This window comes from Streptomyces sp. NPDC040432 (assembly GCF_055595445.1).
On record NZ_JBVIVP010000004.1, the window covers coordinates 93,594 to 111,306 of the forward strand.

Sequence of the window (17,713 nt, forward strand, 5' to 3'; positions counted from 1 at the left end):
CGCGGGCGTTTCGGCCCGCGGGCCGAAGCACCGCTCAGGGCGCGTACTTGTAGCCCACCCGGCGGACGGTCTGGATGGTGCCGCGGTGGGCCGCGCCCAGCTTGCGGCGCAGCCGGGCGATGTGGACGTCGACCGTACGGCCGTCGCCGACGTGGCCGTAGCCCCACACCGTGGTCACCAACTGGTCCCGGCTGTGCACCCGGTGGGGGTGCGCCACGAGGTGGGCGAGCAGCTCGAACTCCAGGTAGGTCAGGTCCAGGACCTCGCCGTCCACCTCGGCGGTGCGCTGGGCGGAGTCGATCCGTACGAGCGCGTCCCCGGTGGTCCCCGGCGCCTCGGGGGCCGGGAGGGGGACGGACTGCGGGGCGAAGGCGATCGGCGGCTGCTGGTCGGCCGGTACGAGGACCAGGTAGCCGACCATCGGCGGGTTCCCCGGCAGCGTCGGCAGGGTGTGTTGGGGCGCGGGCAGCCAGGTGGCGCCGGGCGGGAGCAGGTCCACGACGCGCGCCACCTCGTCCCGGTCGACGGCGCGCAGTCGATGGCGCGGACTGGTCGGGAAGGTCAGGGGCGAGGTCGCAGCGGGGGCGGCGGAGGTCAGGGTGCGGGTGTTAGCCATGAGTGGTCAGCTCTTTCACGCGGAGTGGTCGGCAGGAGACGTACGTACGTCGTCGTTGTCGTACCGCGCAGACCGAAGGCCTCGGGCGGGTCTGTCGGGAGGTCCCGGAAGGCTTTAGAGGGCCGGCGCGTTCTTCGCGCGGCAACACTCCCGGTCGAAATCGTGATCCTGACGGGAGGGCCAGAACGGTTCGAGGTCGCTGTGACCTGTCGAGGTGTGCAAGTGGCCGGCCATGGGCCACATTGAAGCAGACGAGCGGAGCCCGAGGCAGCCCTTGTCTCACCTGATGGAGCGGAATCTCATATTCCGCGACCAAGGTTTCGTCAGGACGTCACATTCCCGACAAACGGTCAGCCGATCAGGCGCTTCCGCCAGTCCAATCCGGTGACCCGTACCGCATCCTGGGCAGATCCGTCCCACGTCCATTTCAGCCCGACCCCGTCGAGCGCGTCGACGACCTCCCGGCCGACGGACACCGTCAGCTCGTCGCCCGCCCCGAACCCCCCGAACAGCAGCCACAGGTCGTGCCCCGCCGCCACGCCCTCGGTGCACTGCGAGTGGAAGAGGACGAACCCCCGCGCGTCCTCCTCGCCCTCCCCCCGGATCTCCGCGAGGCCGCAGGTGCGGCAGCAGGTGAAGTTCTCCCGCGCCGTGATGCCGCGCGCGTCGAGCGCCTCGAACGCCCGGGTCAGCCGCTCGGGATCGGTCTCCCCCTCCCAGCCGGCCTGCTCCGCCACCCGCTCCCGCCACAGCCGGTCCACCAGCCGCCACGCCTGCGCGGGGGAGACCGGCGACCCGTCCGGGCCCCCCATGACGTATCCGGCGTACTCGGCCAGGGCCGCCCGGTCGTCGTAGCCGCACACCAGCCGCTCCCGGACGAGCCCCGTCAGCTCCTCCTCCACCCCCGCGTCGAGCGCCGGTACCTCCTCCACCGGGAAGTCCAGCCGCTCCCACACCGGTCCGAGGTCCCAGCCCGCCTCCTGCCGGGCCCAGCCGAGCATCACCCGCACCACCTCGGCCGCGCTGGGGACGGAGGCCGTGAAGTGCAGGTCCGGTCGCCCCGCCCGGTGTTCCAACCGGTAGTCACCGCCCGCCTCGTGCCAGACCTGGACGAAGCCGTCCGGCTCGTCGGGGATCCGGTTCACCACGAGGAACCGGTCCCCGTCCGCCCCGATCCGCTCCACGAGCTCGGACAACCAGGAGGCGGCGGGCCGTGCGTAGGACTCGGCGCGTTCGGTGTGGATCTTCACGGGCAGCATGGCCACACCCTGGCAGGCACCACCGACAACGCGGCGCCCGCCCTCCCGTGCGGAAGGACGGGCGCCGCGTCGGCCGGGGACCCGTCTCAGACCAGGCCGTCCTTCTTCAGACCCGCGCAGCAGGTGTCCGTGATCAGGCGCGTCACCACGTACGGGTCGACGTTCGCGTTCGGGCGGCGGTCCTCGATGTAGCCCTTGCCGTCCTTCTCCACCTGCCACGGGATGCGCACCGAGGCCCCGCGGTCGGAGACCCCGTAGCTGAACTCGTTCCACGGGGCGGTTTCGTGCAGCCCCGTCAGGCGCTCGTCGATGCCCGCGCCGTAGTTCTTGACGTGGTCCAGCGGCTTCGAGCCCTCGCCCAGCGCCTCGCACGCCGAGATGATCGCGCGGTAGTCCTCGCGCATCGCCCTCGTGGAGAAGTTGGTGTGCGCGCCCGCGCCGTTCCAGTCGCCCTTGACCGGCTTCGGGTTCAGCGTCGCCGACACGTTGAAGTCCTCGGCCGTGCGGTACAACAGCCACCGCGCGATCCACAGCTGGTCCGAGACCTCCAGCGGACCCACCGGGCCCACCTGGAACTCCCACTGGCCCGGCATGACCTCGGCGTTGATGCCGGAGATGCTCAGGCCCGCCGCCAGACAGTGGTCCAGGTGCTTCTCGACGATGTCCCGGCCGAAGATCTCGTCCGAACCGACACCGCAGTAGTAGCCGCCCTGCGCCGCCGGGAAGCCGTTGACCGGGAAGCCGAGCGGGCGTGCACCGTCGAAGAACGTGTACTCCTGCTCGATGCCGAAGATCGGCGCCTGCTCGGCGAACTCCTCCGCGACCGGACGCAGCAGCGCGCGGGTGTTCGACGCGTGGGGGGTCATGTCGATGTTCATGACCTCGCACAGGACGAGCAGGTGGTCGCCGCCGCGGATCGGGTCCGGGCAGGAGAACACCGGCTGGAGCACCCGGTCCGAGGCGTGACCCTCGGCCTGGTTCGTGCTGGACCCGTCGAAGCCCCAGATCGGCAGGGCCTCGCCGTCCGCCAGGATCCTCGTCTTGGAGCGAAGCTTCGCCGTCGGCTCGGTGCCGTCGATCCAGATGTACTCAGCCTTGTAGCTCACGGGCCCCATCCTGACTCTGCGGGTGCTGTGGATCGCCTTGGTGTCCTGCGCAGCGTCCCCCGCCGCGATTTCTCATCCGTTGCCCGGGTGTGAACCCCGTGTTACCGAGGTTCACCCCGCAGGTCGAGCGGGCTGTGCGGGTCCGCGACCGCACGTCCGTCCGGGTGCGGCAGACTGGGCGCGTGAGCATTTCGTACGATTTGAACTCCGCCGCCGGCGCCCCCGAGGCAGCCCCCGGCCACGCCCCCCACCAGGCCTCCGGCACCCCCCGCCCCCGCGTCGGCCTGCTCGGCACCGGCCCCTGGGCCCGCCGCACCCATGCCCCCGCCCTCGCCGCCCACACGGGCTCCGAGTTCGCCGGGATCTGGGGTCGGCGCCCCGAAGCGGCCACCGAGCTCGCCCAGGAACACGGGGTGAAGGTGTACGAAGACCCCGACGCGCTGTTCGCGGACTGCGACGCGGTGGCCTTCGCCCTGCCCCCGGACGTCCAGGCCCCCCTCGCCGTCCGCGCCGCCGCCGCAGGATGCCACCTGCTGCTCGACAAACCCGTCGCCACGACCGTCGAGGAGGCCCGCGCCGTCGCCGACGCCGCGGCCCGCCACCAGGTCGCCTCCGTCGTCTTCCTCACCCTCCGCTTCGCCGAACCCACCGCCGGATGGGTCGACGAACAGGCCTCCCGGACCGGCTGGTTCACCGCCGCGGCCCACTGGCTCGGCGCCGTCTTCCCGCCCGACGGAGCCCCCAGCGCCTACGCCGACTCACCCTGGCGCAAGTCCAAGGGCGGCCTGTGGGACGTCGGCCCGCACGCCCTGTCCGTCCTGATCCCCGTCCTCGGCGACGTCACCGACCTCACCGCCGCACGCGGCCCCTCCGACGTCGTCCAGCTCACCCTGCGCCACACCTCCGGCGCGGCCAGCACCGCCGTGCTCAGCCTGGGCGCCCCGCAGGCCGCCGCGGGCGTGGGGCTCGAACTGCGCGGGGCCGAGGGCGTCTTCGCCCTCCCCGACTGGAGCGACGTACCCGGCGCCTACGGCCGCGCCCTGGACGCCTTGCTCACCTCGGCCCGCACGGGCGTCCCGGACCCGCGCGGAGCGGAGTTCGGGGCCCGCCTGACCGAGATCCTCGCGGGTGCGGAGGCGCAACTGGGCGGCTGAGGGGGAGCGGTCGAGGCCTCGACCGACGAGGTCCGACACGCGGGGAACCGGGCCCGGGACGGTCGGTTGCGCCCGTGCTCCGCGCCGTGGAAAACCACCCCGCGGGTGTCCGTGGGTCCCCCTATGATCCGCTTGATCGACACGGCACGCTCTTCCCGGGGGGAACCACCCATGCGCCACCACCTGCTCCGCAGAACACTCGCCGCACTGCTCGCCGCCACCGCCGTCACCGTCATGGTCCCGGCGGTGGCGTCGGCGGCCACCGATCCGGGTCAGTGCCGGACCAACAGCGGCGGGTACGGCTCCGACCTGGGACCCGGCCGACGCCTCGAATCGGGCGCGAGCCTGACCCCGACGCCGGGCAAGGCCGAACTGGTCATGCAGCCCGACGGCAACCTCGTCATCCTGCTGGCCGGTAGGCCCGGCGGCTACAAGCTGCCGGTATGGAGCAGCGGCACCTACGGCAACCCCGGCGCCTACGCCACCATGCAGGAGGACGGCAACTTCGTCATCTACCGCAAGGGCGGCGGCCCCCAGCAGGGCGGCGCGATCTGGGACACCGCCACCTACGGAAGCCGGACCGGCACGGACGTGGGCGCGTCCTTCGTCGACGACGGTCGACTCGTCGTACGGGGCCGCAGCGACGACTACTACTGGACGACCGAGACCATCGAGCAGCACGTCAGGGTGTGCGCGTCCGACATGTCCTGGAGCCAGGGATTCTGGGCCCAGTCCGCCTCCGTGTGGCTCGTGCTCCAGCGGGACAACAACCTCGTCATGTACCGCAAGAGCGACGGCAAGGCGATCTGGAACAGCGGAACGTACGGCAACCGGAACACCCTGACCCTGGAGATCCGGGACAGCGGCGACCTGGTGCTGCGCGAATACGACCGGAACGAGACGGTTCGCTGGCGGAGCAACACGGCCAAGAGCCCCGGCGCATACGCCCTCCTCCAGGACGACGGCAACTTCGTCGTCTACAAGAAGGATGGTGGCCCCACCAAGGGCGGCGCCCTCTGGCACACGGCCACCTACAACAAGATCTGACCCGCGCCCCAGCCCCGGCGGGCACCGCCGCGGGGCGTCGACCCGACCGGGCCGACGCCCCGCGGCGACCGCGCGAGCCCGGACCGCCCGGCCCTAACCCTTGCGGGACAGCGCGTCGCGGACGGCTTCCTCGGAGCGGGCGACGACGGCCGTGCCGTCCTCGGCGGTGATGATCGGGCGCTGGATCAGCTTCGGGTGCGCGGCCAGGTGGGCGATCCAACGCCGGCGCGCCTCCTCGGTCGCCTCGCGCGGCAGGTCCCGTACGCCGGTCTCCTTCGCCAGGGGGTCCGAGGTGCGGGTGATGTCCCAGGGCTCCAGACCGAGGCGCTCCAGCAGCTCCCGCAGCTCGGCCTCGGACGGCACGTCCTCCAGGTACCGGCGGACGGTGTACGCGGCGCCCTCCGCGTCCAGCAGGGTCAGCGCGCCGCGGCACTTCGAGCAGGCGGGATTGATCCAGATCTCCATGGCCGCCAGCCTATGGGCTGTCCCGCGATCCCCGGCGGGCGCCGCGGATTGCGGGACAGTCCTTGGTCGGACCGTGTCCGGCCAGGGGCTTTTGTCAGTGCCCCCCGGTAAAATCGAGGGAGAACGACAGGAAGCCAACTACCGTTTGGGAGGCTGTAGATGGCCGCTGCCGCGATCATTGAGATGCCCAAGAAGAAGCCGCTGCCGGCGGGTCTTCCCCGCGAGTGGTACGAGAGCCACAACCGCCGCCTGAAGGCGATGCGGCTCGCGATATCCCTGCTCGACACCGGAACCTACGACGCCCGGCGCGCGACCAACCGCAAGATCCGGACCATGGCGGTGCGGGTGGGCATCCACCGCCCCTCCAACATCACCTGCAGGATGGTGCGCTCCTTCATCCGCGACGGTTCATGACGCCGCGATGACGTCCGGGACGCCGCCGAAGCCGGAGGCATCGGCGGAACCGGCGACCCCGTCGTGGTCGAGGGGCACGCCGACCACCGTGCCGCCCTCGTCCCCGACGAAATGAATGGATCCCGTCCGCCCGACGGGGGTCACGGCGGCGGCACCGCCGTCGTGACCCGTGGAGCGCCCGGCGTGATCACCGACCTCGTACCCGAGCAGCATCGCGCCGGTGAGCAGCCCGGTCGCGGCGGCCGCGGCGGCAACCGCCGCCAGGCGCTTCCTGTGCTTGAGCGGTGCGCGCATCGGGGGCCTCGTCTTTCCGAGCTCGGGGTCGGTGTGGCTGTCGTCGCTGCCGAGCGAAACACGGAAAACGGACGGGAGCCCGCACTGTTACCAACTGATCATCCGATCAGTACGGGCCGGTCACTCCGTCCCGACGGACAGGAGCAGCAGCGCCACGTCATCGCGCGGACCACCCCCGGTGAAGGCCGCCAGATCCTTCCACACCGCCCGGACCAGTCCCGCCGGGTCGCCCGACAGCGCCGGCACCCGGGCCGCCAGCGGATAGAAGTCGCCCGCGGAGTCGCGTGCCTCCGTGACCCCGTCGGTGTGCGCGAGCAGCCGGTCACCCGGCACCAGACGGAGCTCGGCCACCGAGGGCAGGGTCGGCCCCGCCAGGCCCAGACCCAGCGGAGGGCCCGGCTCCGCCACCACCTCCGAGGCCACGAAGTCCCGTAGCAGCAGGACCGGGGGATGCCCGCACGACACGATCCGTACGACGTCCAGCCCGGTCGGGAACTCCAGCAGCACGGCCGTCGCGAACAGCTCCGGATGCTCCACGGAATCCGCGGCGGCGTCCGCCACCAACCGCCGGTCCAGCCGCAGGGCGACGTCCACCAGCTCCCGGTCGTCCAGGACCGCCTCCCGGAAGGCGCCGAGCAGCGCCGCCACCGTCCCGACCGCCGCCAGGCCGTGCCCCTGCACGTCCCCCACGACCGCCCGCACCCCGAACGGCCCGGCCCGTACGTCGAACAGGTCGCCGCCGACCAGCGTGCCGCGCTGCGCCGCCCGGTAGAGGGCGGCGCACCGCACCCGCCCCACCCGTTCCGGGACGGGTGGCAGCACCGCCAGCTGGGCCGCCTCGGCGACGGTGCGGACACTGACCAACTGGGTGTCCCGGCGGTGGCGCACCCAGGCGATGACCACGCTGAGCAGCCCGACGACGGCCACCGTGGCCAGGTCGGAGCCCTGCGCGTGCCCCACACCGAGGCCGGGGAAGGCGAGCAGCACGAGCACCAGCGTGGCGAAGACGGCCGTACCGGCCGCGCCGTAGGAGAAGGCGGCCACGGCGGGCAGGGCCGCGAGGAAGTAGCCGAGCTCGACGTTGCCGGGCGTGAGCCACTGGGCGAAACACAGCGCCACCAGGGCCACGGCGGGCGCGAACCGGGCCCAGCGCGGTGGCGGGGCACCGTGCAGCCTGCCCGGATCCTCCCGTGCGTGTCTCACCCCTCCACCCTGGTACGGGCTCCCGGGCCGCGCACGCCGGGTGGCCCCTCGGGGCGTCGCCCGGGACAGTGGAGCGGTGACGGAAACCAGCGCGGCCATCAGCACCCGCCTGAACTGGTTGCGGGCGGGCGTGCTCGGCGCCAACGACGGGATCATCTCCACCGCGGGCCTCGTGGTGGGCGTGGCCGGCGCCACCACCTCGCGCACCACGATCCTGACGGCGGGGGTGGCGGGGCTCCTGGCGGGCGCGCTGTCGATGGCGGCGGGGGAGTACGTCTCGGTCAGCTCGCAGCGGGACTCCGAACGCGCCGCGCTGGACGTGGAACGCCGGGAGCTGGCGCAACAACCCCAGGCGGAGCTCGACGAACTCACCGACCTACTGGCCGAACGGGGCCTCGGCCGGGAGCTGGCGCGGGAGGCCGCCGTGCAACTGACCGAGCGCGACGCGTTGCGGGCGCACGCGCGGGTGGAGCTGGGCATCGAGCCCGACGAACTGGCGAACCCGTGGCACGCGGCGGTGGCCAGCCTGATCGCGTTCACGGTGGGGGCGCTGCTGCCCCTGCTGGCCATCGTCCTGCCGGGGGCGTCGGCGCGGGTACCGGTGACGGTGGCGGCGGTCCTCGCGGCGCTCACCCTCTGCGGGGTGGTCAGCGCCCGGCTGGGCGGCGCGCCGACGCTCCGCGCGGTACTCCGCAACGTCACGGGAGGCGCCCTCGCGATGGCCGTCACCTACGCGGCCGGCACCCTGCTGGGCACCACCTGACCGCCCCCGCGCCCCGGAACTCCGCCCCGTACCCCGCGCCTCAAACGCCGGCGGGGCTGGAGGGACCGCCTCAATCGCCGGCGGGGCTGGATTGTGCGGCGAGGTTGGAGTGCGCGGCGGGGCGGGAGGACGCGCTGGGGCGGGAGGACGCGGCGGGGCGGGCCGGCGTGCGCGATGGGGCCGGGAACCGAGGAAGCGGGGTCACGGTGCAGGTTCCCGGGGCTCCGCCCCGGACCCCGCGCCTCAAACGCCGGCGAGGCTGGAGTTGCGGCGAGGTTGAAGTGCCCGGCTGAGCCGGAGTGCGAGGCAGGACCGGACGGGAGGGCCGGCGGGGCTGGATTTGGTCGGGGTCGGGGACGGGGTGGGGTGTCGGCCGGGACTAAAACGTGATTTGTTGGCGCAACGCACGGCTCGGCCATCGCAGCCCCTGCCAGGGCGCCATAAATCATGCCCGTCCCGGACGACACCCCACCCCGGCACCGGCCCCGACCCACCCGCAGCCCCCGACCACCCCCGACCCGCCCCACCCGCAGCCCCCGACCGGGCACCGCCCCCCGACCCCGGTCCGGGCCGACCGGCGTGGCCGGAGGGGTCGGAACCCCGCCCGGCCAGGGCAGCGGCGGCAGACTGGGCCCATGCGCATCGCCATCACCGGATCCTCCGGACTCATCGGTCAGGCCCTCGTCCAGTCCCTCCGCTCCGACGGCCACGACGTGGTCCGCTTCGTACGCCGCGAGCCCACCGCCCCGGACGAGGCCAGGTGGGACCCCGCAGGCGGCCACGTGGACCCGGCCGGGCTCGCCGGCTGCGGAGCCGTCATGCACCTGGCGGGGGCCGGCGTCGGGGACCACCGCTGGTCGGCGGCCTACAAGCGGGAGATCCGCGACAGCCGGGTCCTCGGGACGGCCGCCATCGCCCGGGCCGTGGCCGCCCTCGACAGCCCCCCGCCGGTCCTGGTGTGCGGCAGCGCCATCGGCTACTACGGCGACACCGGCGACCGCGCCGTCGACGAGAGCGCACCGGCGGGCCAGGGCTTCCTCCCGTCCGTCTGCGTGGAGTGGGAGGCGGCCGCCTCCCCGGCCCGCGACGCCGGCGTGCGCACCGTCTTCGCCCGTACCGGGCTGGTGGTCGCCTCCGAGGGCGGGGCGTGGGGGAAGCTGTTCCCCATCTTCCGGGCCGGCATCGGCGGCCGGCTCGGCAACGGCCGCCAGTACTGGTCGTACATCTCGATGCACGACGAGATCGCCGCCCTGCGGCACCTCATCGACACCCCTGACCTCTCCGGCCCGGTGAACCTGACCGCGCCCGAACCGCTGACCAACCGTGAGATCACCGCCGCCATGGGCCGCGTACTGCACCGCCCGACCCTGTTCGCCGTCCCCGCGCCGGCCCTCCGGATCGCGATCGGTGAGTTCTCCGAGGACGTGCTCGGCAGTCAGCGGGTGCGCCCCGCCCGGCTGCTGGAGTCCGGCTTCGTCTTCCGTCACCCCGGCATCGACGAGTCCATCAGGGCAGCGCTGGCCTGACCTCGACCACCCCACCCCGCCCCACCGCCCACCGGCAGCGGCGACGGCAACGGCAAGACCGGCCCAGGCGCCCCCGAACGCCCACGTGCGACCGTTCGTGACCCGTATGCGACCACCATGCGACCGGAGTTGTGCGCAATACCCCACCGGACTCGGGTTCTCCTGGAGCCCGATGGGGGAAGGAGGTTCCCACACAGCCGCGCCGACCTCGGGGAGGGGCACGTGCTCAGCAGCACACACCATGCCGCGCACCACACCGCACAGCTCGCGGACGTCGTCATCGTAGGAGCCGGGGTCTCAGGACTCGCGGCCGCACACCACCTGATCGCGGCGGGGGTCACGGTCACCGTCCTGGAGACCGCGGCCGACCCCGGAGGCCGCATGGCCACCGGATCGGCCGACGGCTTCCGCCTCGACAGGATCGGGCAGCTCCTCAACACCTCGTACACCGAGCCGGCCCGCACCCCCGGCCTGGAGGGCCTCAGGCTGCGGCCCTTCGCGCCCGGAGTGCTGGTGCACGGAGTCGACGGCAAACAGCAGCGGGCCGGGGCGCTCACCCCGGCCCGCGCGCTGGCCAGCGGTTCCCTCGACCAGGCGCGGCTCAGCGCCGCCCTCGGCCGGCTCGCCGCGCTGCCCGAGGAACGGGTCCTGGCCCGCCCGGAACGCCCGGCGCTCACCGCGCTGCGCTCCCGGGGCCTGCCACCGCGCACCGTGAACGGGGTCCTGCGCCCCCTGCTCTCGGCCCTGCTGCGCGATCCGGACCTCACCACCTCCAGTCGCGTCGCCGATCTCGCGCTGCGCACCTTCGTCCGGGGTCGGCTCGCCGTGCCCGAGGGCGGGGCGGCGGTCCTGCCGCGGTTGCTCGCCGAGTCCCTGCCGCCGGGCACGGTGCGCACCGGGGTCCGGGTCCGTTCGGTGGCGACCAGCCTGGTCACCACCGAGGAGCACGGGGACTTCCGCTGCCGCTCCGTGGTCCTCGCGACGGGCGCCCGGGCCGCCGCCGAGCTGCTGCCGGGGCTGCGGGTGCCGCGCTTCCACGAGGTGACGGTCATCCACCACGGGACCCCGGCGCCGCTGCCCTGGGACGGTTCGCTGCTCCTGGACGCGGACCCGAAGTGGCCGCTCGCGCACACCACCGTGATGAGCGCCGTCGATCCCAGCCGGGCACCGGCCGGCCGCAGCCTGGTCACCACCACCGTCCACGGCCCGCCGCCGCCCGCGCGGACGGTGGCCTCGCGGCTGGCCCGGCTCTACGACACCTCCACCCGGGACTGGGACCTCCTCGCCGTGCACCACACTCCGGAGGCCGTGCCCGCGATGCCCCCGCCGTACGACCTGCGGCGGCCCGTACGGGTCCTGGCGGGGCTCTACGTGTGCGGGGACCACCGCGACTCGAACACCGTCCAGGGCGCCCTGCACTCCGCACGCCGGGCGGCCACGGCCCTGCTGCGCGATTTCGGCATCCCGCTCCCGGCCGCCCCGGAACCGGCCCTTCCGGCGGTGGCCTGAGGACCACCCCGGCCGAGGCCCGGTTCCCCGCGGGGGGACCGGGCCTCCGCCCGCCCGGCCGCCCGCCGCTCACCCCGCCCTATCAGGACAGCGCCGCCACCCGGTCCCGGTAGGTCCGCACCGCCGACGCGTCCCGGTACGGCTCCAGTCGCCGCTCGAAGTCCCGTACGTACTCCACGGCGCGCACCGACCGCATCTCCATCGCCTGCTGCGCCGCCTCCGCGCCCAACGCGCACGCCTGGTCCAGCTCGCCCAGCCCCAGCCGGGCCGTGGCCAGCACCACCCGGCAGAACAGCCGGGACCTGGCGTAGCCGGGTGAGCGCAGCTGGAGGGAGCGTTCCGCGTGCTGGGCGCAGGCCCGGTACTGCTGGAGGTCGCGGTGACAGTGCCCGAACTCGTCGGCGAGCTGTGCCTCGTCGAAGAACCGGGCCCACGGCGGTACGTCGTCCCCCGGACGGGCCGCGCCCAGCGCGCGTTCGGCGCGGACCAGGGAGGCCGTCGCCGACCGCACCTCGCCGAGCACGGCGTGCCCCCGCGCCTCGGCGGCGTGCAGCAGCGCCTGCACCACCGGCGGGGGGCCCGAGCCGACGCCCTGCTGGGCGACCCGGGCCAACTGGACGGCCTCGCGGCCGTGGCCGAGGTAGACCGCCTGCCGGCTCATGGTGACCAGTACGTAGGACCCGTACGGCCGGTCCCCGGCGGCCTGCGCGAGGCGCAGCGCCTGGACGAAGTACCGCTGGGCGAGCCCGTGCGCGGCGATGTCGTACGAGGTCCAGCCGGCGAGCCGGGTCAGGTCGGCGGCGGCGGAGAACAGCCGCCGGCCGGTGGTCTCGCCGTAGGTGCCGCGGAGCATCGGCTCGGCCTCGTGCTCCAGGTAGCGCACGAGGGCCTGGCGGGCGTGGCCGCCGCCGTAGGCGTGGTCGAGGGTGCGGAACAGCTCGCTCACCGAGCGCAGCGCCGCGATGTCCCCGCCGGTGACCCGCTGCCCGGGGCCGCGGTCGACCTGGCGCTGGCGGGGGACCGAGGCGCGGCCCTGCGCGGGGACGCGGGAGGCGGTGGCGTCCGTACCGCGGCCGACGCGTTCGTCGGCCCGACCGATGAGCCAGTCCCGGCTGGGGACGACCAGGCCGGCCGGGGTGAAGGCGATCTTGCGCAGCTCGGCGTGCGATCCGGAGTCCTTGCGCCACAGCCCGCTCGCGATGTCCACGGCCTCCTCGGGGGTGGCCGCGAACTCCAGCCCGGCGTACACGGGCGCGCACGCGTCGAGGCCGAGGTCCTGCGCCGACAGCCGCCGCCCGAGGCGCCGGGTGAAGACCTCCGCGATCAGCGCGGGGGTCGTGCCGCGGGGCTGCTGGCCGCGCAGCCACCGGGTCACGGAGGTCTTGTCGTACCGCAGGTCGAGACCGTGCTCCAGGCCGAGCTGGTCGACGCGGCGGGCGAGCCCGGCGTTGGAGAACCCGGCTTCCGCGATCAGCGCCGCGAGCTGCCGGTTGGGGACGCGCTGGGCTGGTCGTTCCGTCATCGGCTCCACGGTTTCCTGACGTGACGGACCGGGGTCCCGGCCCTGTGAACGGCGTGAATGTAGCGGCGAACTCCGCCCGCACCGCCCTCTCTGCCCCACATTCATCCGATCGTGTGCAGAACAGGACCCCGGGGTGGACAGTGAGCTGTGGCCAGGAAGGATCGCTGGCCGACAACTGACGCATCTGGACAGGTCGATACTGGATAGGCGTAGCGGTGCTGGATTTCAAAAGCGGGACCCCCGGCCAGAAGGTCGGGGGTCTTCTGCTGTCCGGGCCGGTTTCCCGTTCTCTCAAGCGTGATCGCTTGACCCCGAGGTCACGGGATCGGGAGCATCGAACGCGGCACTACGCCGAACGGGAGAGGGGAACCGGAAGCCATGAAGGTGACCAAGCTGATCAGCACCTGCGACCTGAAGGACTGCCCGACGCTCTACGCCACCGACCGAGGTACGTTCCTCGTGCAGGGCGAGACGCCCGACGACCACGGGCTCAAGGTTCCCGCTCACGAAACCCTCGTGGAGATCCCCGTGGAGCTGATCAAGAAGGCCATTGCCGATGGCCTCATCTAGCACCCTCGCCGAGCTCTTCGAGCGGTTCCGGCACGAGGCGTTCCGCCTGGAGACTCTGGACGACTACAGCGGTTCCGGGAACGTTGATGCCTATCGGGTCTTCCAGGCCGGTCAGGAGCGGCCTGAGGGCTACAACGCCGGATGGGTCGAAGAACTCCGAGGACTCACGCACGAAGGCAAGCGGGTGTATCGCGTCCACGTCCTCAAGCGGCCTCTCACGGAGTACCTCCGATTCGAGCTGGGGTGGGGCTACCGGACGAACCTGACCGGCGGGGAAGAGTTCTTCATCCTCGACGTGACGGACGCCCCGAACCCGCTCGACGCCGTTCCGGACTTCTGGCTATTCGACTCCAAGGACACGGCCGTGATGCGTTACGACGACACCGGGGGATTCCTCGGTGCCGACCTTCTGCCACAGGATGAAGCTGCCGCTTACGTCGCCTACCGGGAGATGGCACTCACCCACGCGGAGCCGTTCATCGACTGGTGGGCCAAGTACGGCGAGTGAACAAGGCACAGCTCGGGGTCGCGCTGCGGGCACTGCGAGAGGCGTCCGGCAAGGAAGCCAAAGCAGTCGCCCGTAGCGCCCACATGTCTCCGTCCAAGCTCTCCAAAATCGAGAACGCCAACCTCCTGCCGAGCGCCACGGACGTTGAACGCATCCTCACCGCGATAGGCGTCTCCGACGCCATCAAGGCCGAGTACACGGAAGCTGCCCGCGCGGCGACCACCGAAGCCACCGCGTGGCGGCTCCTCAAGCGGGCCGGCATCCACAAGGGTCAGCAGGCGGCGAAGGCCCTGGAAGCTCAGATGGCCGTCCTGAGGCTGTTCCAGCCTGCTCTGGTACCCGGGTTGCTCCAGACGCCTGAATACATCCGCGCCATCCTTCAGCGCCATGACCTGAGCGAGGACGCCCTCACGCGCACGATCAGCGGCAGGCTTGAACGTCAAGCGGTGCTGTTCGACAGCACGAAGAAGCTCCGCTTCGTCATCACCGAACCCGTCCTTCGGTGGCGGATCGTCCCGCCCCCGATGATGGCAGCGCAGCTCGACCGGATCGTCTCCATGTCCCGCCTCGCGCACGTAGACGTCAGGGTCGTGCCGCTGTCCGCCCCGCAGACAGACATCGCCAATCACGCCTTCGTCATCCGAGACGACCGCATGGTGACCGTTGAGACGGTGCACGCCGAGATAGTCGTCACGGATCCGCGGGACGTTGAAATGTACGTCCGGAAGTTCGAAGGATTCGAGAAAGCGACGGTGTCCGGCGATGAAATGCGGAGCCTCGTTGAAGGCATCCGGGACGGGTTTTTGAGGGAACAGGAAACCGTCTAGGAACTGTCTCCGCCCCTGGTCACTATTGCTGCCGACGCAGCGAGGGTGACGTGAAGGGGTGCGGTGATGGCGGCAGCAACGACGGCACAGCAGCAGGCAGCAAAGCTCTTCATGCCCCCGTGGCCGCAGCCTCCCGCTAGTTGCGACAGGTGCCCACGTGGGCCGAGGAGCGCTCTGCGGCGCAGGGCCCTTTGGCGGGGACGGTCGTGAGCGACAGGAACGTGTTGATCCGTCGCCACGCTGCCCGGGGTCACCGGTGAGGGCCGTCGCCGCAGCACTCGACAAGAGCCAGTGGCCGGCGTACGACCCCACGTGCGGCGTGTGTACCGCCCTGGACGGAGAGCGGCGCGAGGCCGCCGACGCGGGCGAGTGGCGCGAGGTAGCCAAGATCAAACAGGAGATCAGCAACCACCCTCACTTACGTCGCCGGAGCGGCGCGTGAAAATCGCGGTTCCTGACGAAGCCCGCTGGTACTGCGGGGCGTACACGTTCCTCCCGCTCGAAGCCGTCGAGACGCATCGCCGCGTTACCGGCCGAGACCTGTCGAACCACATGGTCGAGTGCGTCCGCGACCTCGGCCACGAAGACGAGCACAGCGGCACGATCCGGGGCTCCGGGGCTTTCCACTGGGAGGCCGAGCACGCGATCAAGCGGCGCGCTGACCGTCACAGACTCCTGCCTCTTGTGGGGGCGGGCACCCATTCCGGCCGCGAGCCGAGAGGAGGTGCAGCGATGACCGACCCCGGCGACAAGTCCGGCGACGGCGGCGGAGCGAAGTGGCCGCCCCCGCCCGCCGTGTAACCAGCCCCCAACCGTTGAGAGAGAGGGAATCTCACTGTGACGACCATGCTGGAATCACCCGTCGCCTTACGGCACGGGCGGGACCTCGTCAGTCCCGAGCTGTTCGAGAAGGTGTCCGTGTTCTGCGCGGAGGAGTACGGACACGAGCCGGCCACCGCCCGCCGGGTCGTGGACCAGGCCCTTGCCTTCCTCAAGGTCATGGGCGACACCCGCGCCTTCGACATGACCCCGTCGGACGCCGTTGACCCCGGGTGGCACTCGTTCGTCCTCCACACGCAGGCGTACGCCGCCTGGTGTGAGGAGCAGTTCGGGTTCTTCCTGGGTCACGAGCCCAAGGCCACCGTCCGCACCCAGCCCTTGATCGGGTCCGTGGTGGACCGCGTCCGGGCTGCCGGGTTCCACGTCGACGACCGGCTGTGGGGCTCCGCGAAGGAGTGCAACCCGCCCGCCTGCTGCGGTGACGGCGACGGCTGCTGATTCACCCGAGAGATGAGCCCCGGGTGCGGCCAATGCGCCCGGGGCTCACCCATGAACAGAGGTTAACCGCATGGTAGTTGCTGAGCCCTTGGCAGGGCAGAGCCGCGTCACCGTGTTCCGGATGTTCGGCACGGTATACGGCTACGCCACTCACTCACTGGGCAGCCGGAACATCGGAGAGGTGGCAATCGTCGGTCCTCTGACTCCTGGCGTTGAGTGGGGGCGGCTGTGGGACACGGCCCGGAAGATGTGCCGGGAGACGGAGGGCCCCGCCGATCACGCGCGCTGGATCATGGCGCAGGCGAGCCGGTCGTTCGCGTGCGGCGGCGACGTGGTGGTGAAGCTGCCCACCGGTTCGTGGAAGGTCACCCCTGGGCGACGAGCTGAGCTTCACGGGTACTGCTACCGCGACCATCTTTGGACCGGGAACCTCACCGTCGAGGAGGTCTCCCCTGAGCAGGTAGCGGCGTACGAGCCGATCTACAAGGCCTAGCTACGCCGAGTTGGGAAGAGCTCCATCGGAACATCGCAGGTCACGGTCTCCGCCGGCCTCGCTGCGGGAACGCCAACTCGAAGTAGGTCACCTCCCAACGTTAGGAGGTGGCCCCAGCACCTCTACTAGGCCCTCATCGCTTCTTCCAGAACGCCATGAGCTCCGCCAACGCTCGGATGATCTCGGGGCGATGGCCAGGTTCAGCGTTGCGTAGCGCGATCAGTAGCGCGGCCAGGAACATGAAAACCAAGAGGGCGAAGAACGCAAGCATCACGTTCGGCCCCGTAATGGCGAGCTCCTGCATAACGGCCCACATCGCCCCTCCAAGGACGGTAAGGCCGTCGCCTTCGAGAGGGCGTGCCGTGGCACGGAAACCTCAACGAAGACAGACGGAAGTGTCTGTCAGAAAACACAGCCGCCCGCCAGCTGCGCCCCCCGCCGGGTTGGCGAGTGGTGTTCGTTGAGGTCGTGATGACCTTGGATATATCAAGGGTAAAAAGGGTGCGGGCTGCCGTGGCGTCTCACCACCACGGAAGGTGTTCGGAGACAGCACGCCCCGAATGAAGTCCTGCTATGGATCGCTTGTTTTCAATCCTGATCAGCCCTCTAGCATGCCGACACGGCGAGACGCCGACTAGCACATGGTTCGAGCGGTGTCACAAGAGCATTTACAAGCTACTGCGCCCGCATGTCACATGACAACAACCCTGATCAGGCGGCGCTGTTGGAGCCTGGAGAGGACTCCGGCGCTTGGCGGGTGCTCACGCCGGCCTTCCTCCGTCATCCTCGCTTCGTCACCCCGAGCTACCGGTCGGCCACCCCCGGGGCGCAGCTACGGCAGCGCAGCTGGGCGCGGCCAGGTGTCGTTGCCGTGCTTGGTGCTGCGGCACCACTCAAAGCCGGGTTTCGGCGTGATCGTCACGCCCCGCTCCCGCTGCCTGTGTCGGTGATAGTCGGGGGTCCCCCCGCCTGCCCGACCATGACCCTTTATGCAAGCTGAAAGCAGCCGACTCGTGTTCAGTCAGGCTTTTCTTTGCGTCCAATCAACAAGCTTCAAACGTGACGCTTTAACTCTATGCTTCAATCACTCACGCTTATGCATTCACGTGTGCGTGTGCATGTAGTAGTGCACTGTGGTGCACACATGGAGCGGGTGTAC

Annotated in this window: 20 protein-coding genes; 12 read left to right on the forward strand and 8 right to left on the reverse strand. The window is 71.5% G+C overall.

The window, feature by feature from the left end; translation table 11 throughout:
• Positions 1-34: 34 nt before the first annotated feature.
• The 3 genes from ACZ58N_RS10680 to glnII form a co-directional block, all read right to left on the reverse strand.
• Positions 35-616 carry a winged helix-turn-helix domain-containing protein gene (locus ACZ58N_RS10680; RefSeq protein WP_471157694.1) on the reverse strand — a complete coding sequence of 194 codons (582 nt, stop codon included), beginning with the start codon at positions 614-616 and terminating at the stop codon, positions 35-37.
• 350 nt (positions 617-966) lie between these two features.
• The gene (locus ACZ58N_RS10685) at positions 967-1,875 is read right to left on the reverse strand and encodes a DUF6891 domain-containing protein (protein ID WP_471157696.1); all 909 of its coding nucleotides are present in this window, start codon (positions 1,873-1,875) and stop codon (positions 967-969) included.
• A gap of 86 nt (positions 1,876-1,961) precedes the next feature.
• On the reverse strand, positions 1,962-2,981 hold the full coding sequence (gene glnII, locus ACZ58N_RS10690; protein ID WP_471157698.1) for a glutamine synthetase: 1,020 nt from the start codon (positions 2,979-2,981) through the stop codon (positions 1,962-1,964).
• A gap of 200 nt (positions 2,982-3,181) precedes the next feature.
• Between glnII and ACZ58N_RS10695 the strand changes: the two genes are divergently transcribed.
• Complete coding sequence (locus ACZ58N_RS10695; protein ID WP_471158286.1) at positions 3,182-4,135, forward strand: Gfo/Idh/MocA family protein; 954 nt, start codon at positions 3,182-3,184, stop codon at positions 4,133-4,135.
• A 171-nt stretch (positions 4,136-4,306) separates the two neighbouring features.
• Positions 4,307-5,182 (forward strand): hypothetical protein, encoded by an 876-nt coding sequence (locus ACZ58N_RS10700; RefSeq protein ID WP_471157700.1) that lies wholly within the window; start codon positions 4,307-4,309, stop codon positions 5,180-5,182.
• A 93-nt stretch (positions 5,183-5,275) separates the two neighbouring features.
• Here the strand turns inward: ACZ58N_RS10700 and ACZ58N_RS10705 are convergent, their stop codons facing one another.
• Complete coding sequence (locus tag ACZ58N_RS10705; protein WP_471157701.1) at positions 5,276-5,647, reverse strand: ArsC/Spx/MgsR family protein; 372 nt, start codon at positions 5,645-5,647, stop codon at positions 5,276-5,278.
• A gap of 159 nt (positions 5,648-5,806) precedes the next feature.
• Here ACZ58N_RS10705 and ACZ58N_RS10710 point away from each other — a divergent pair, with 159 nt between their 5' ends.
• The gene (locus tag ACZ58N_RS10710; protein WP_471157703.1) at positions 5,807-6,061 is read left to right on the forward strand and encodes a hypothetical protein; all 255 of its coding nucleotides are present in this window, start codon (positions 5,807-5,809) and stop codon (positions 6,059-6,061) included.
• Here the strand turns inward: ACZ58N_RS10710 and ACZ58N_RS10715 are convergent.
• Positions 6,056-6,355 carry a hypothetical protein gene (locus ACZ58N_RS10715; RefSeq protein ID WP_471157705.1) on the reverse strand — a complete coding sequence of 100 codons (300 nt, stop codon included), beginning with the start codon at positions 6,353-6,355 and terminating at the stop codon, positions 6,056-6,058. The two genes, ACZ58N_RS10710 and ACZ58N_RS10715, sit on opposite strands and share 6 nt — an antisense overlap.
• A 120-nt stretch (positions 6,356-6,475) precedes the next feature.
• Positions 6,476-7,558 carry a PP2C family protein-serine/threonine phosphatase gene (locus tag ACZ58N_RS10720; protein WP_471157706.1) on the reverse strand — a complete coding sequence of 361 codons (1,083 nt, stop codon included), beginning with the start codon at positions 7,556-7,558 and terminating at the stop codon, positions 6,476-6,478.
• Between the two features lie 76 nt (positions 7,559-7,634).
• Between ACZ58N_RS10720 and ACZ58N_RS10725 the strand changes: the two genes are divergently transcribed.
• The 3 genes from ACZ58N_RS10725 to ACZ58N_RS10735 all read left to right on the forward strand — a co-directional run bounded on the left by ACZ58N_RS10725 (position 7,635) and on the right by ACZ58N_RS10735 (position 11,356).
• Positions 7,635-8,321: a VIT1/CCC1 transporter family protein gene (locus tag ACZ58N_RS10725; protein ID WP_471157708.1), complete on the forward strand. Its 687-nt coding sequence runs from the start codon at positions 7,635-7,637 to the stop codon at positions 8,319-8,321.
• Between the two features lie 635 nt (positions 8,322-8,956).
• Positions 8,957-9,847, forward strand: a complete 891-nt coding sequence (locus ACZ58N_RS10730) for a TIGR01777 family oxidoreductase (RefSeq protein ID WP_471157710.1) — start codon at positions 8,957-8,959, stop codon at positions 9,845-9,847.
• 222 nt (positions 9,848-10,069) lie between these two features.
• Positions 10,070-11,356 (forward strand): NAD(P)/FAD-dependent oxidoreductase, encoded by a 1,287-nt coding sequence (locus ACZ58N_RS10735; RefSeq protein ID WP_471157712.1) that lies wholly within the window; start codon positions 10,070-10,072, stop codon positions 11,354-11,356.
• A gap of 82 nt (positions 11,357-11,438) precedes the next feature.
• On the opposite strand, the gene ACZ58N_RS10740 is transcribed toward ACZ58N_RS10735, so the two are convergent.
• On the reverse strand, positions 11,439-12,878 hold the full coding sequence (locus tag ACZ58N_RS10740; RefSeq protein WP_471157714.1) for a tetratricopeptide repeat protein: 1,440 nt from the start codon (positions 12,876-12,878) through the stop codon (positions 11,439-11,441).
• 378 nt (positions 12,879-13,256) lie between these two features.
• Here ACZ58N_RS10740 and ACZ58N_RS10745 point away from each other — a divergent pair, with 378 nt between their 5' ends.
• The 6 genes from ACZ58N_RS10745 to ACZ58N_RS10770 all read left to right on the forward strand — a co-directional run bounded on the left by ACZ58N_RS10745 (position 13,257) and on the right by ACZ58N_RS10770 (position 16,554).
• The gene (locus ACZ58N_RS10745) at positions 13,257-13,448 is read left to right on the forward strand and encodes a hypothetical protein (protein ID WP_471157716.1); all 192 of its coding nucleotides are present in this window, start codon (positions 13,257-13,259) and stop codon (positions 13,446-13,448) included.
• Positions 13,435-13,956, forward strand: coding sequence for a DUF6879 family protein (locus ACZ58N_RS10750; RefSeq protein ID WP_471157717.1), 522 nt, complete (start codon positions 13,435-13,437; stop codon positions 13,954-13,956). Before ACZ58N_RS10745 ends, ACZ58N_RS10750 begins: the two co-directional genes overlap by 14 nt.
• On the forward strand, positions 13,953-14,783 hold the full coding sequence (locus tag ACZ58N_RS10755; RefSeq protein WP_471157719.1) for a helix-turn-helix domain-containing protein: 831 nt from the start codon (positions 13,953-13,955) through the stop codon (positions 14,781-14,783). Before ACZ58N_RS10750 ends, ACZ58N_RS10755 begins: the two co-directional genes overlap by 4 nt.
• Before the next feature lie 438 nt (positions 14,784-15,221).
• The gene (locus tag ACZ58N_RS10760; RefSeq protein WP_471157721.1) at positions 15,222-15,584 is read left to right on the forward strand and encodes a hypothetical protein; all 363 of its coding nucleotides are present in this window, start codon (positions 15,222-15,224) and stop codon (positions 15,582-15,584) included.
• A 45-nt stretch (positions 15,585-15,629) separates the two neighbouring features.
• Positions 15,630-16,061, forward strand: coding sequence for a glycine-rich domain-containing protein (locus ACZ58N_RS10765; RefSeq protein ID WP_471157722.1), 432 nt, complete (start codon positions 15,630-15,632; stop codon positions 16,059-16,061).
• 70 nt (positions 16,062-16,131) lie between these two features.
• Positions 16,132-16,554: a hypothetical protein gene (locus ACZ58N_RS10770; RefSeq protein WP_471157724.1), complete on the forward strand. Its 423-nt coding sequence runs from the start codon at positions 16,132-16,134 to the stop codon at positions 16,552-16,554.
• A gap of 133 nt (positions 16,555-16,687) precedes the next feature.
• Here ACZ58N_RS10770 and ACZ58N_RS10775 read toward each other — a convergent pair whose 3' ends face one another.
• A complete protein-coding gene (locus ACZ58N_RS10775; protein WP_471157726.1) occupies positions 16,688-16,858 on the reverse strand; it encodes a hypothetical protein in 171 nt (56 codons plus the stop codon).
• Positions 16,859-17,713 lie beyond the last annotated feature (855 nt).

Coding starts and splice junctions, on each gene's coding strand:
- ACZ58N_RS10680 (WP_471157694.1), bottom strand. CDS start 616: ATGGCTAACACCCGCACCCTGACCTCCGCCGCCCCCGCTGCGACCTCG.
- ACZ58N_RS10685 (WP_471157696.1), bottom strand. CDS start 1,875: ATGCTGCCCGTGAAGATCCACACCGAACGCGCCGAGTCCTACGCACGG.
- ACZ58N_RS10700 (WP_471157700.1), top strand. CDS start 4,307: ATGCGCCACCACCTGCTCCGCAGAACACTCGCCGCACTGCTCGCCGCC.
- ACZ58N_RS10705 (WP_471157701.1), bottom strand. CDS start 5,647: ATGGAGATCTGGATCAATCCCGCCTGCTCGAAGTGCCGCGGCGCGCTG.
- ACZ58N_RS10710 (WP_471157703.1), top strand. CDS start 5,807: ATGGCCGCTGCCGCGATCATTGAGATGCCCAAGAAGAAGCCGCTGCCG.
- ACZ58N_RS10715 (WP_471157705.1), bottom strand. CDS start 6,355: ATGCGCGCACCGCTCAAGCACAGGAAGCGCCTGGCGGCGGTTGCCGCC.
- ACZ58N_RS10730 (WP_471157710.1), top strand. CDS start 8,957: ATGCGCATCGCCATCACCGGATCCTCCGGACTCATCGGTCAGGCCCTC.
- ACZ58N_RS10740 (WP_471157714.1), bottom strand. CDS start 12,878: ATGACGGAACGACCAGCCCAGCGCGTCCCCAACCGGCAGCTCGCGGCG.
- ACZ58N_RS10745 (WP_471157716.1), top strand. CDS start 13,257: ATGAAGGTGACCAAGCTGATCAGCACCTGCGACCTGAAGGACTGCCCG.
- ACZ58N_RS10750 (WP_471157717.1), top strand. CDS start 13,435: ATGGCCTCATCTAGCACCCTCGCCGAGCTCTTCGAGCGGTTCCGGCAC.
- ACZ58N_RS10765 (WP_471157722.1), top strand. CDS start 15,630: ATGCTGGAATCACCCGTCGCCTTACGGCACGGGCGGGACCTCGTCAGT.
- ACZ58N_RS10770 (WP_471157724.1), top strand. CDS start 16,132: ATGGTAGTTGCTGAGCCCTTGGCAGGGCAGAGCCGCGTCACCGTGTTC.
- ACZ58N_RS10775 (WP_471157726.1), bottom strand. CDS start 16,858: ATGCAGGAGCTCGCCATTACGGGGCCGAACGTGATGCTTGCGTTCTTC.